The following is a 13315-nucleotide window of genomic DNA, read 5'->3' as shown; positions in this document are numbered from 1 at the left end:
CCTCCTCCCCGCTCCTCGGCGCGCTAGGGTCGGCGGTGTGCAGCAGCGGCTTCGTGAATACATCGACAGTCTGCGCGACCAGGGCTACACCGTCCGGGACGACCAGGGCTCCGACCCTGATCTCATCACGCCCGACGGCAGTGCCGTCGACACCTGGCGCGAGGACTACCCCTACAGCGAGCGGATGACCCGTGACTACTACGAGGTCGAGAAGTGGCTGCTCCAGGTGGAGCTGCTGAAGTTCCAGTACTGGGCCAAGGACAACGGCAGCCGGCACGTCCTCGTCTTCGAGGGGCGCGACGCCGCCGGCAAGGGTGGCGCCATCAAGCGCTTCACCGAGCACCTCAACCCGCGCGGCGCCCGCGTCGTGGCCCTCAACAAGCCCACCGAGGTCGAGGCCGGGCAGTGGTACTTCCAGCGCTACATCCAGCACCTGCCGACCTCCGGGGAGCTGGTGCTCTTCGACCGCTCCTGGTACAACCGCGCCGGGGTGGAGCGGGTCATGGGCTTCTGCTCCCAGGCGGAGTACGACCGGTTCATGATCCAGGCGCCGCTGTTCGAGCAGATGCTCGTCGACGCCGGGGTGTCGATCACGAAGTTCTGGTTCTCGGTGACCCAGACCGAGCAGCGCACCCGATTCGCCATCCGCCAGCTGGACCCGGTGCGGCAGTGGAAGCTCTCCCCCATGGACCTGGAGAGCCTGGACCGGTGGGAGGACTACACGGCGGCCAAGGAGGAGATGTTCCGGCGCACCGACTCGGACTGGGCGCCCTGGGTGACGATCAAGAGCAACGACAAGAAGCGGGCCCGCATCAACGCGATGCGCCACTTCCTGTCGCAGTTCGAGTACGAGGGCAAGGACCACGACGTGGTGCTGCGCCCCGACCCCCGGCTCGTGAAGCGGGCGAAGGACAGCGCCGGCGACTGAGGTGGCTCAGGCCCGGCGGTAGGCCAGGTCCACGATCTCCCGCCCCGCCTCGGTGCCGCGCCGCTCGAAGCGCGTCACCGGCCGCAGCGGCGCCCTCCCGGTGGAGGCGAGCTCCCAGGCCGGATGCGCGTCCAGGACCTGACGCATGTGGCGCGCGTAGGCGCCCCAGTCGGTGGCCAGCCGCCACAGCCCCCCGGAGGGCACCAGGGCGGCCACCGTGGCAGCGAAGTCCGAGGAGACCAGGCGGCGCTTGTGGTGCCGCTGCTTGGGCCACGGGTCGGGGAAGAAGGTCCACACCTCGTGGGCGCTGCCAGGCGGCAGCAGGCTCTGCAGGGCCAGGGCGGCGTCCGCCTCGAGGAACCGGACGTTGGGCAGCGGCCCGCCCATCTTGGCCATCGCGTGCCCGATGCCCGGGCGCCACACCTCCAGGGCCAGGAAGTCCCAGTCCGGTCGTCGCGTCGCGGCGTGCACCAGCGCGTCCCCGGAGCCGGAGCCGATCTCGACGACCAGCGGGGCGCTGCGCCCGAACACCTGCCCGGGATCGATCCGGTATGCCGGGTCCACCCCCGTCGAGCCGTCGGCGCCCCGCGGGCGGGGGACGTCGAGGACCAGCGCCTCGGCATACCGCTCCCAGGCGTCCTGGTGCGACTGCTTGAGCATGCGTCCGCCGCGACGGGTGAACGAGCGCGTGCGGGCGGGGTGACGAAGCGCGTCCGGCTCGCTCACTTCTTGGACTTCGCGATCTCGGCACCGCTCCCGTCCTGGGAGAGCGCGGCGATGAAGGCCTCCTGCGGGACTTCCACCGATCCGACCATCTTCATCCGCTTCTTGCCCTCCTTCTGCTTCTCGAGCAGCTTGCGCTTGCGGCTGATGTCGCCGCCGTAGCACTTGGCGAGCACGTCCTTGCGGATGGCGCGGATGGTCTCCCGGGCGATGACGCGCGAGCCGATGGCCGCCTGCACCGGCACCTCGAACTGCTGCCGCGGGATGAGCTCCTTGAGCTTGCCCGCCATCTGCACGCCGTACGCGTAGGCCTTGTCCCGGTGCACGATCGCGCTGAACGCGTCGACGGTGTCGCCCTGCAGCAGGATGTCGACCTTGACGAGGTCGGCCTCCTGGTCGCCGGAGGGTTCGTAGTCCAGCGAGGCGTACCCGCGCGTGCGGGACTTCAGCGCGTCGAAGAAGTCGAAGACGATCTCGGCCAGAGGGAGGGTGTAGCGCAGCTCGACCCGCTCCGGGGAGAGGTAGTCCATGCCCAGCAGCGTGCCCCGGCGGCTCTGGCACAGCTCCATGATGGCGCCGATGAACTCGCTGGGGGCCAGGATCGTGCCGCGGACCACGGGCTCGGTGATCGAGGCGATCTTGCCGGCCGGGAACTCGCTGGGGTTGGTCACCTCGAGCTCCGAGCCGTCGTCGAGGCGGACATCGTAGGACACGTTGGGGAGCGTGGAGATGAGGTCGAGGTTGAACTCCCGCTCCAGCCGCTCGCGGACGATCTCCAGGTGCAGCATCCCGAGGAAGCCCACCCGGAAGCCGAACCCGAGCGCCCCCGACGTCTCCGGCTCGTAGACCAGGGCCGCGTCGTTGAGCTTGAGCTTGTCCAGCGCGTCGCGCAGGATCGGGTAGTCCGAGCCGTCGATGGGGAAGAGCCCGGAGAAGACCATCGGCCTGGGGTCGTGGTAGCCGCCGAGGGGCTGGGTGGCCTGCCGCCGTTCCCCGGTGACGGTGTCGCCGACCTTGGACTGGCGCACGTCCTTGACGCCGGTGATGAGGTAGCCCACCTCGCCCACCCCGAGACCCTGGGTCGGCGCCGGCTCCGGGCTGATCGCCCCGATCTCCAGGAGCTCGTGGGTGGCCTTGGTGGACATCATGGCGATGCGCTCACGTGGGGAGAGCGAGCCGTCGACGACCCGCACGTAGGTGACCACGCCGCGGTAGGTGTCGTAGACGGAGTCGAAGATCATCGCCCGGGCCGGGGCGTCCGCGTCCCCCACCGGCGCCGGGATCTCGGCCACGATCCGGTCCAGCAGCTCAGGAACGCCCTCCCCCGTCTTGCCCGAGACCCGCAGCACGTCCGTGGGGTCGCACCCGATCAGGCCGGCGATCTCCTCGGCGTACTTCTCCGGCTGGGCCGAGGGCAGGTCGATCTTGTTGAGCACCGGGATGATGGTGAGGTCGTTCTCCATCGCCAGGTAGAGGTTGGCCAGGGTCTGCGCCTCGATGCCCTGCGCGGCGTCGACGAGCAGCACCGCCCCCTCGCAGGCGGCCAGGCTGCGGCTCACCTCGTAGGTGAAGTCCACGTGTCCCGGCGTGTCGATCATGTTGAGGATGTACGTGCGGGGGGCTCCGCCCCCCGCAGCCCCCCCGGAACTGCTCTGAGCTCCCTCCGGCGCGGTCCACGGCATCCGGACGGCCTGGCTCTTGATGGTGATGCCACGCTCGCGCTCGATGTCCATGCGGTCGAGGTACTGCGCGCGCATCTGGCGTTCCCCGACGACCCCGGTGACCTGCAGCATCCGGTCGGCCAGCGTCGACTTCCCGTGGTCGATGTGGGCGATGATGCAGAAGTTGCGGATGACCCCGGGCGGGGTCGAGGCCGGCTGGGGCACCGAGGCGGGTCGGGCGAGCGGAGACAGGGCAGGCACCTCGCAGAGGGGGCAGGGTGGGCGGACGGCGGACTGAAGGCCAGTGTCCCACGTCAGCCGCGCGGCGACGGCACGCCGGCCACGCGATCACGGACCTGCCCGCGTCCCCCGGAAGGTGGGGCGCGAGCAGGTCCGTGAGATCGGCCCTCCGGTGTCTCGGGCCGGAGGGCGCTCCGCAGGTCAGCCCTGCGGCATCAGCACGCCGTCGATCAGGTAGACGGTGGCGTTGGCGGTCTGGACGCCACCGCAGATCACCGAGGCGTCGTTGACCATGAGCTCGTCACCGGAGCCGGTGACCTCCAGGGTCTCGCCCTGGACCGTGGTCTGCTCGCCCACGACCTCGTCCGGGGTCATCTGGCCGGGCACGACGTGGTAGGTGAGGATCGAGCTCAGCAGCTCGGAGTCCTCCTGCAGCGTGGACATGGTCTCCTGGTCGATGGCCTCGAAGGCCTCGTCGACCGGCGCGAAGACGGTGAACTCGTCGCCGTTGAGGGTGTCGACGAGGTCGACGTCCGGGTTCACCCCGCCGGAGACGGCGGCGGTCAGCTGGGTGAGCAGCGGGTTGTTGCCCGCGGCCACGGCGACCGGGTCCTGGGCCATGCCCTCGACCGAGCCGTCACCGTCCGGCACCTGCTCCGCGTAGTCGGCGCAGCCCGGGCCCACGAGGTTGGCGGCGGGGTCCATCTCGCCGCCGGCCATGTCCTCCTCGGTCTCCATCTCGTCGTCGGCCATGTCCTCGGACTCCATGTCCTCGGACTCCATGTCCTCGGAGGCCATGTCCTCGGAGGCCGTGTCCTCGGTCGACTGCTCGGCCGAGCTGCCGCCCTCGGCGGCCATGTCGTCGCCCTCGCCGCCGCAGGCGGACAGGGCGAGCGCGGAGGCCATCGAGACGGCCAGGATTCCCTTGGAGATACGCATCATGCATTCCTTTCTGATGGGGTCGGGCGGCTCAGGAGACGGAGACCGTCACGTTGTGCCACCCGGTGGACCCGTCAGGAGCGATGGGCTCCCGCCGGGAGGTCTGGGTCTGGCCCGCGCGGTCGGTCGCGCGGACCTCGAGCCGGTGCGAGCCCGGCTCGGCCGACCACGTCCAGCGCCAGGCGCGCCAGGTCTGGTCGGAGTCCTCGACGCCGAGCTCGGCGTCCTGCCACTCCCCCTCGTCGGCGCGCACCTGCACGCGCTCGATGCCGACGGTCTGCGCCCAGGCGACACCGGCCACGGTCACGTCGCCGGCCTCGAGCTGGGCGAACGAACCCGGCACGTCGATGCGGGAGGAGAGCTTGATCGGGGCCTTCGCGGCATACCCGCGGTCGGTCCAGTAGGCGGTGAAGTCCGCGAACCGGGTGACCTCGAGCTCGGTCAGCCACTTGGTGGCCGACACGTAGCCGTACAGCCCGGGGGTGACCATGCGCAGGGGGTGGCCGTGCTCGGCCGGCAGCGGGCCTCCGTTCATCCCGACGGCGAGGAGCGCCTCGCGTTCGTCGGTGAGCACCTCGAGGGGGGTCCCGGCCGTGTAGCCGTCGACGCTGACCGAGCGCACGGCGTCGGCACCGTCCTGCGCCCCTGCCTCTGCGAGCAGCTCGCGCACCGGGATGCCGAGCCAGGTGGCGGTGCCGAGCAGGTCGCCACCGACCTCGTTGCTCACACAGGTGAGGGTGATCCGACGCTCCACGAGGTCTCGGGCGAGCAGGTCCGCGAGGGTCAGCTCGAGGGGCCGGTCGACCATGCCGGTGATCCGCAGCACGTGGGACCCGGCGTCCACCGCGGGCACCTGCAGGGCGGTGTCCACCCGGTAGAAGTCCGGAGTGGGCGTGACGTGGGGCGTGAGCCCGTCGACGTCGAAGCTGACCCCGTCGGGCACCGGTTCGGCGGCCAGGGCGGGGGCCGGAAGGTCGACCCCGTCGGTGCCCGACGCTCCTGCGAGGGTGCGGGTGGCGCCGCCTGCCGCTCCGAGTGCTGCGACGCTGGAGGTGGCGACCAGGAATCGGCGGCGGTCCAGTCCCGACCCGTGCCCGGCCTGCGCCGGCAGGGACGAGAGCAGCCAGGCGAATCCCCCCACCCCGACCAGCAGCATCCCCGCAACGGACGCCGCGACGGCCGGGGTGCCTCCGCCCTGCGCCGGGTCGAGCACCATCGCCACCGCCGCCAGCGAGACCAGCAGGGCGACGCCGACGAGAGCGGTCAGGCGGCGCCGCACGCCGATCCACCCGAGCGCGAGGAGCAGCACGACCAGCGTCACCAGCACCCCGCCCAGCAGGACGGCCTTGTCGGCCTGGCCGAAAGTGCTGATGGCCCACTCCTTGAGCGGGCGGGGGGTGAGGTCGACCGCGCGGTTCCCCACGGCGACCACCGGTCCGGTGACGTCCAGGACCTGCGCCAGCCCCTCCCCGGCGAGCACCCCTGCGCCCCCGGCGAGCAGCCCGGAGCCAGCTCCGGCCGCGCGCTGGCCTCGCGAAGGGGTCGTCGTCGTCATGCCCAGGGTTCGGCTCGGACCCCGGTCTCGGATGGCGTGATCTAGGTCACACCACGGTCACCGCAGCTGGACGAAGGCGCGCAGTCGCCCGTCCTCGTGGTCCCGGATCTCGGTCCATCCGAGCGACTCGTAGAAGGCACGCTGCCCCGGTTCGTCCTCGGTGAGCAGGACCTTCTGCCGGCACCGCGCGAAAGGCTCCAGGGCCGCGACCACGAGGGCGCGCCCCACCCCCTCCCGCTGCAGCTCGGGGCGGACGAGGACGTCCTGCAGGTAGGCGATGGTCGCCCCGTCGGAGATGACCCGCGCGAGGCCGAGCAGGTCCTCGCCGTAGCGGGCCGTGACGACCCGGGTCGACCCGGCGACCGCGGCCTCGAGGGTCTCGGGGTCGGTCGTGTAGGAGGACCAGCCCACGGCGTCGTAGAGCCCGAGCAGCTCCTCGCGACCCGGGCGGTCATCAGCGCTGATGAGAATCTCGTGGCCGGCCACGCCGCCAGCCTAGCCAGCCCTGCGGGACCCCGCCATCGCTCGCGCCACGGGCCCGCCACCGGAGGTCGTAGGAGAGTCCAGGAGGTGGACGGAACCGGCCGGTGCGACTATCATCATTTCATCCAGTGAACTAATCATTCCACACTGCGGAACAGACGGAGGCGCCGATGACGACCCCACCCACCCCCGCCCTGGACCTGCCCGACGGCGTCGAGGTCACCGGGGCCGTCCGCCCCGGCTACGAGCAGATCCTCAGCCGGCCGGCGCTCGATCTGATCGCCTCCCTGCACCGGGAGCTGGAGCCGCGTCGTCAGCAGCGGTTGGCCGCCCGCGCGGAGGTCGTCGCGCGGGTCGCCGCCGGGGAGGACCTCGACCTCCTGCCCGAGACCGAGCACGTGCGCGCCGACCCCACCTGGCGGGTCGCGGCCCCGGCGCCGGGGCTGGAGGACCGACGGGTCGAGATGACCGGGCCGACCGACCGCAAGATGACCATCAACGCGATGAACTCCGGTGCCCGGGTGTGGCTGGCCGACCAGGAGGACGCGAACACCCCGTCGTGGGAGAACGTCGTCGAAGGGCAGATCAACCTGCGCGACGCCATCCTGGGCACCATCTCCTTCACCTCCCCCGAGGGCAAGGAGTACGCCCTGACCACCACCGACCAGGGCCGCCTGCCGACCATCGTCATGCGGCCGCGGGGCTGGCATCTGGACGAGAAGCACGTCACCGTCGACGGGCAGCGGGTGGCCGGTGGTCTGGTGGACTTCGCGCTCTTCATGTGCGCGAGCGCGCGCGCCCAGCTCGACGCCGGCAAGGGCCCCTACCTCTACCTGCCCAAGATGGAGCACCACCTCGAGGCCCGGCTGTGGAACGACGCCTTCGTCCTGGCGCAGGACGCCCTGGGCCTCCCCCGTGGCACGATCCGCGCCACCTGCCTCATCGAGACCTTCCCGGCGGCCTTCCAGATGGAGGAGATCCTCTGGGAGCTGCGCGAGCACTCCGCCGGGCTCAACGCCGGCCGCTGGGACTACCTCTTCAGCGTCATCAAGACCTACCGCACCCGCGGTGCGGACTTCGTGCTCCCCGACCGGGCGGCCGTGACGATGACGGCGCCCTTCATGCGCGCCTACACCGAGCTGCTGGTGAGGACCTGCCACCGGCGCGGCGCGCACGCCATCGGGGGGATGGCGGCCTTCATCCCGTCCCAGGACGAGGAGGTCAACGCCGCGGCCTTCGAGAAGGTGACCGCCGACAAGCAGCGCGAGGCCGACGACGGGTTCGACGGATCCTGGGTGGCGCACCCCGGCATGGTGCCCACCTGCCGGGACGTCTTCGACCGCGTCCTGGGCGACCGGCCGCACCAGCTGGACCGCACCCGGGAGGACGTCCAGGTCCGTCCTGCCGATCTGCTGGCCGTCGCCGCCACCCCCGGTGAGATCACCGAGCGAGGGTTGCGCGCCAACATCGAGGTCGGCATCCGGTACCTCTCCGCCTGGTTGACCGGCCGAGGCGCGGTCGGCATCCACCACCTCATGGAGGACGCCGCGACCGCCGAGATCAGCCGCAGCCAGGTCTGGCAGTGGCTCCACCAGGGGGTCACGCTGAATGACACCGGCCAGACGGTGACGCGCGAGCTCGTCCGCCGGCTCACGGACGAGGTGCTCGCCGACCTGCCCGGCCAGGGGTCGCAGGACCGCGCGGCCACCGACCTCTTCCTCCAGGTGGCCGTCGCCGACGACTTCGTCGACTTCCTCACCGTCCCGGCCTACGACACGATGCCCTGAGCCGACCGGCGACGGTGACCTACGCTGGGCCGAGGGTGCACCGAGGAGGCAGGCGATGACGCAGACGGACGCACAGACGGGGATCCGCGCGCTCCTGCAGGACCTGCGTGGCGTGCTGCCCGACCATGTCCTGGTCACCGACCCCGCCGAGCGCGAGACGTATGCCTGCGACGGGCTGGCGGCCTACCGCGTCCGACCCGCGCTGGTGGTCCTGGTGGAGAGCGCGGACCACGTCGCACAGGTCGTCCGCTCCTGCGCGCGCCACCACGTCCCCTTCGTCGCCCGGGGCTCCGGCACCGGACTGTCGGGGGGCGCTCTCCCCCACGCCGACGGCGTCCTGGTCGTCACCAGCCGGCTGCGCACGCTGCACGAGGTGCGCCCGCAGGACCAGCGCGCCGTGGTGGACCCCGGCGTCGTCAACCTCGCCGTGAGCAGGGCCGCGAACCCCCAGGGATACTACTTCGCCCCTGATCCCAGCAGCCAGCAGATCTGCTCCGTCGGCGGCAACGTCGCCGAGAACTCCGGCGGGGCGCACTGCCTGAAGTACGGCTTCACCGCCGGGCACGTGCTCTCCCTCGAGGTGGTCACCCCCGACGGCGAGCAGGTCACCCTCGGCACCGAGGCCCCGGACCCCCCGGGCTACGACCTGCTCGGCGCCTTCGTCGGCAGCGAAGGAACACTCGGCGTCGCGACCCGCGCCACCCTCCGACTGACCCGGCTGCCCGAGGACGTCCGCACCTGCCTGGCCGGTTTCGCCAGCACCGACGAGGCGGGAGCGGCGACCAGCGCGATCATCGCCGCGGGGATCGTGCCCGCCGCGATGGAGATCATGGACGCCCTCGCCATCGAGGCCGCGGAGGCGGCGGTGTCGTGCGGCTACCCCGAGGGGGCCGGCGCGGTGCTCGTCGTGGAGCTGGACGGGCCGGCCCTGGAGGTGGAGGGCGAGCTCGAGCAGGTACGCCGGATCTGCCGCGAGCAGCGGGCCGTGGAGTTCCGGACGGCGACCGACGCCGCCGAGCGCGCCGAGATCTGGCGCGGCCGCAAGTCCGCGTTCGCCGCGGTGGGGCGGATCTCACCGGACTACATCGTCCAGGACGGGGTGGTGCCCCGGACCGCCCTCCCGGAGGTGCTCCGGGAGATGGGCAGGATCAGCGCCGACCGCGGGGTCCGCGTGGCCAACGTCTTCCACGCCGGCGACGGAAACCTGCACCCCCTCGTGCTCTTCGACGCCGACGAGGAGGGGGCGACCGGTCGCGCCGAGGAGGTGTCCGGGATGATCCTCGACCTGTGCATCGCCCACGGCGGATCCATCACCGGTGAGCACGGGGTGGGTGCCGACAAGGCGAGGTACATGCCGCGTATGTTCGGGCCGGCCGACCTCGACACCATGCAGCTGCTCCGGTGCGCCTTCGACCCGGACGGCCTGGCCAACCCGGGCAAGATCTACCCCACGCCGCGGATGTGCGGCGAGCGCCCACGGGTCGTGCACGCCGCGGACGAGCCGGGCGTCGACGGGGCCGAGGTCTTCTGATGACGCTGGAGCGCCTGCTGGACGCGGCGTGCGCGGTGCGCCCCGCGACGGGGTGCGACGACGTCGACGGCGTCCCCGCCCGGGTGGTGGCGCGGCCGACGTCCGCGCAGGAGACCTCCGCGCTCCTGCGGACCTGCTCGGCCCAGGGCCTCGCGGTGGTGGTCCGCGGCCACGGCAGCAAGCTGGAGTGGGGGCGGCCACCGGAGCGGGTCGACGTCGTCCTCGAGACGGGCGCCATGGCGCAGCTCGTCGAGCACTCCCGCGGCGACCTGGTCGCGACGGCCGGGGCCGGTATGCCGCTCTCCCGGCTGCGCCACCTGCTCTCCGGAGCCCGGCACGAGCTGGTGGTCGACGACCTCGCGGTCGGGCGTGGGACGGAGGCGGCCGGCTCGACCCTCGGCGGGGCGGTGGCGACCAACCTCTCCGGGCCGCGGCGGCTGCGGGCAGGGCCGCTGCGCGACCTCGTCATCGGGGTGCGTCTCGTGCTGGCCGACGGCACGGTCGCGAAGGCCGGCGGCAAGGTCGTCAAGAACGTCGCGGGCTACGACCTCGGCAAGCTCGTCACCGGCTCTCTGGGCACCCTGGCGGTCATCACCGAGGTCACCGTGCGGCTCCACCCCGAGCCGCCGCAGGTCCGGCAGGTGCTGGCCCGCGTCCCCCACGAGCGGCTCGCGCCGGTGCTGGCGCACCTGGTCGCCAGCCAGCTGGCGCCGCACACCCTCGAGGTCCACGCCGAACCCGGCGGGCACGCGCTGGTCTCCGTCGGTCTGGGCGGCGGCCCCGGGAGCACGCAGCGCCGGGCCGACCTGCTCGCCCTCGAGCTCGCCGCCCCCGGTCTCGCCGGTGACGCCGTCGCCGTCGTCGACCCCGAGCACACGACACCGGAGGAGGTCCGGCACGTGGTGCCGGACGCCGGGCGGCCCTGGTCCACGGCGCAGGAGGTGGCGCTGCGGCCCACCCTGCTCGCGGTCACCGCGCGGCTCAGCGGCATACCCGAGCTGGTGCAGGTCGCGAACGACCACGGGCTCACCGTGTCCGGGTCCGCCGGGGTGGGCGTGCTGCGCGCCACCCTGCCCGAGCCGACCCCGGTCGCCACGGTGCTGGAGACGGTGACGTCGGTGCGGGCGGTCACGACGGGTCTGGGTGGGTCCACAGTCGTCCTCGACGCCCCACCCACGGTGAAGTCCGCCCTCGACCCGGCCGGCACCTGGGGGCCGGTGCCCGGGCTGGAGCTCATGCGCCGGGTGAAGGCGCAGTTCGACCCCGGTCGCACCCTGGCCCCCGGACGCTTCGTGGGAGGACTGTGATGACTGCCGAGCCCGGACCCCGCTCCCGGCGCACGCTGCTCGGGATGCCTCGGGTCCGCGGGACCGCCTCGCCCGTCGTGGCCGACCCGGCCTTCGACGCGCTGCGGCCGCCCGACCCGGACCTGCTGGACGACTGCGTGCACTGCGGCTTCTGCCTGACCACCTGCCCCACCTACCAGCTCTGGGGCGAGGAGATGGACAGCCCCCGGGGCCGCATCGACCTGATCCGGTCCGCCACCGAGGGCGCTCCCCTGACCGCCGCGACGGTCGGGCACCTCGACGCCTGCCTCGGCTGCATGGCGTGCGTGACGAGCTGCCCCTCGGGCGTGCGCTACGACCGCCTCCTGGAGCAGACCCGGGCCCAGGTCGAGCGCCGGGTCACGCGGCCCCGTCGCGACCGGGCCCTGCGAGCGCTCATCTTCGCCCTGTTCCCGCACCCCGCCCGGCTGCGGCTGCTGCGGGGGCCGTTGCGCGCCGCACAGCGCTCGGGTGTCCTCGGGCTGCTGCGTCGGACCGGGCTGGTGGGCCGGGTCAGCCCTGGGCTGGACGTCATGCAGTCCTTGGCCCCGCCGCTGGGCCCCAGGGTGACCGTGCCGCCCCGCACCCCGGCGCAGGGACCCCGCCGCGCGGTGGTGGGGATGCTGACCGGGTGCGTGCAGCGCGAGTTCTTCGGCGAGGTCAACGCCGCGACCGTCCGGGTGCTCACCGCGGAGGGGTGCGAGGTGGTCGCCCCCGCGGCCCAGGGCTGCTGCGGTGCGCTCTCGGTGCACACCGGTCGCGAGGAGGAGGGGCGGTCCTTCGCGCGGCGCCTCGTCGACACCTTCGAGGAGGCCGGCGTCGACGTCGTCGTCGTCAACTCCGCCGGATGCGGGTCCACCATGAAGGAGTACGCCCACCTGCTCGCCGACGACCCGGACTACGCCGTTCGCGCCCGGGCCTTCGCCGAGCGGGTGCGCGACCTCACCGAGCTCCTCGTCGAGCTGGGCCCGGTCGCTCCGCGGCACCCGGTGACCTCCACGCCCGTCACCCTCGCCTACCACGACGCCTGCCACCTGCGACACGCCCAGGGCGTGGTGGACGCCCCGCGCGAGCTGCTCGGCGGCATACCGGGGGTGGAACTGGTCGAGATCCCGGACGGGGAGATCTGCTGCGGGTCCGCGGGCGTCTACAACATCCTCCAGCCCGAGCCGGCGACCGAGCTCGGCGACCGCAAGGCCGCGAGCATCCTGCGCACCGGGGCCGGGCTCGTCGTCACCGCCAACCCCGGGTGCCTGATGCAGATCAGCCGGGCGCTCGAACGCGCCGGGCACCCGGTGCCCTTCGTCCATACCGCGGTGGTGCTGGACGCGTCCATCCGCGGGGTCCCGCTGCCCGGCCCGTCGTCGGACCCGCGCGGGGAGGGCACGGACCGATGAGCCGCGAGCACGAACGACCTCGCGGCGTGCAGTCCGTCGACCGCGCCCTCGACATCGTCGAGCTGCTCGCGGGCACCTCCCCTCTCGGCGTCACCGAGATCGCCCGCGAGGTGGGCCTGGCGCCCGGCACGACGCACCGTCTCGTGTCCGGGCTGGCGGCGCGCGGTTGGGTCCGCCAGGACGCCGACCGGCGGTATGCCGTGGGCCCGGCGGCCCTGCGGGTGGGCGACGCGTCCTACCGGGCCCTGGGCACGGCCGCTGCCCCGGCGCTGCGCGAAGCGGTGCTGGAGACCGGGGAGACGGCCAACCTGGCGGTCCTGGAGGGGGACGCCATGGTCTACGTCGCGCAGTCCCCCTCCCCGCACACCCTGCGCATCTTCGCCGAGGTCGGCCGCCGGGTGCCGCTGCACTCCACCGCGGTGGGCAAGGTCGCGCTCGCCGCGCGGCCCCGCGAGACCTGGTCCGAGCTACTGGCGAGCCGGCCGCTGGAGGCGAGGACACGGCATACCCTCACCACCGTGGCGTCGCTCACCACCGAGCTGGCGGCCGTCCGCGAGCAGGGCTTCGCGCTCGACGACGAGGAGCAGGAGCTCGGGGTGCGCTGCGTGGCCGTCCCGGTGCCCGTCGGCGCGCTCGAGGTCGCCCTGTCGGTCAGCGGCCCCACCGAGCGACTCACCCGCGAGCGGGCCCGCGAGGTCGTCCCCGTGCTGCGGCGGATCGCCGCCGGTCTGGGTGACGCGTCGTGA

11 protein-coding genes are annotated in these 13315 nt (G+C 72.9%); 6 read left to right on the top strand and 5 right to left on the bottom strand.

Features of this window, described 5'->3' with window-relative positions:
- Positions 1–37: 37 nt before the first annotated feature.
- Positions 38–928 (top strand): polyphosphate kinase 2, encoded by an 891-nt coding sequence (gene ppk2 / locus Q0795_RS06590; protein ID WP_058892413.1) that lies wholly within the window; start codon positions 38–40, stop codon positions 926–928.
- A 6-nt stretch (positions 929–934) separates the two neighbouring features.
- On the opposite strand, the gene trmB is transcribed toward ppk2, so the two are convergent.
- From trmB to Q0795_RS06565, 5 genes are all read right to left on the bottom strand, one after another.
- Complete coding sequence (gene trmB, locus Q0795_RS06585; protein WP_298888102.1) at positions 935–1654, bottom strand: tRNA (guanosine(46)-N7)-methyltransferase TrmB; 720 nt, start codon at positions 1652–1654, stop codon at positions 935–937.
- On the bottom strand, positions 1651–3564 hold the full coding sequence (gene lepA / locus Q0795_RS06580; RefSeq protein WP_298888296.1) for a translation elongation factor 4: 1914 nt from the start codon (positions 3562–3564) through the stop codon (positions 1651–1653). The genes trmB and lepA overlap by 4 nt, the downstream gene beginning before the upstream one ends.
- 189 nt (positions 3565–3753) lie before the next feature.
- Positions 3754–4491 (bottom strand): fasciclin domain-containing protein, encoded by a 738-nt coding sequence (locus Q0795_RS06575; RefSeq protein WP_298888100.1) that lies wholly within the window; start codon positions 4489–4491, stop codon positions 3754–3756.
- Between the two features lie 31 nt (positions 4492–4522).
- Positions 4523–6046: a molybdopterin-dependent oxidoreductase gene (locus Q0795_RS06570; protein ID WP_298888098.1), complete on the bottom strand. Its 1524-nt coding sequence runs from the start codon at positions 6044–6046 to the stop codon at positions 4523–4525.
- A 57-nt stretch (positions 6047–6103) separates the two neighbouring features.
- The gene (locus Q0795_RS06565) at positions 6104–6532 is read right to left on the bottom strand and encodes a GNAT family N-acetyltransferase (RefSeq protein ID WP_139721779.1); all 429 of its coding nucleotides are present in this window, start codon (positions 6530–6532) and stop codon (positions 6104–6106) included.
- Between the two features lie 167 nt (positions 6533–6699).
- Between Q0795_RS06565 and aceB the strand changes: the two genes are divergently transcribed.
- The 5 genes from aceB to Q0795_RS06540 are packed head-to-tail and all read left to right on the top strand — an operon-like array spanning position 6700 to position 13315.
- Positions 6700–8316 (top strand): malate synthase A, encoded by a 1617-nt coding sequence (gene aceB / locus Q0795_RS06560; protein ID WP_298888092.1) that lies wholly within the window; start codon positions 6700–6702, stop codon positions 8314–8316.
- Between the two features lie 55 nt (positions 8317–8371).
- A complete protein-coding gene (locus Q0795_RS06555) occupies positions 8372–9847 on the top strand; it encodes an FAD-linked oxidase C-terminal domain-containing protein (RefSeq protein WP_298888090.1) in 1476 nt (491 codons plus the stop codon).
- On the top strand, positions 9847–11154 hold the full coding sequence (locus Q0795_RS06550; protein ID WP_298888088.1) for an FAD-binding oxidoreductase: 1308 nt from the start codon (positions 9847–9849) through the stop codon (positions 11152–11154). Before Q0795_RS06555 ends, Q0795_RS06550 begins: the two co-directional genes overlap by 1 nt.
- On the top strand, positions 11154–12569 hold the full coding sequence (locus Q0795_RS06545) for a heterodisulfide reductase-related iron-sulfur binding cluster (protein ID WP_298888087.1): 1416 nt from the start codon (positions 11154–11156) through the stop codon (positions 12567–12569). Before Q0795_RS06550 ends, Q0795_RS06545 begins: the two co-directional genes overlap by 1 nt.
- Positions 12566–13315: an IclR family transcriptional regulator gene (locus Q0795_RS06540; protein ID WP_298888086.1), complete on the top strand. Its 750-nt coding sequence runs from the start codon at positions 12566–12568 to the stop codon at positions 13313–13315. Before Q0795_RS06545 ends, Q0795_RS06540 begins: the two co-directional genes overlap by 4 nt.

This window comes from uncultured Serinicoccus sp. (assembly GCF_947487915.1).
Lineage (GTDB): Bacteria > Actinomycetota > Actinomycetes > Actinomycetales > Dermatophilaceae > Ornithinicoccus.
This window is presented reverse-complemented; position numbering and strand designations above follow the sequence as displayed.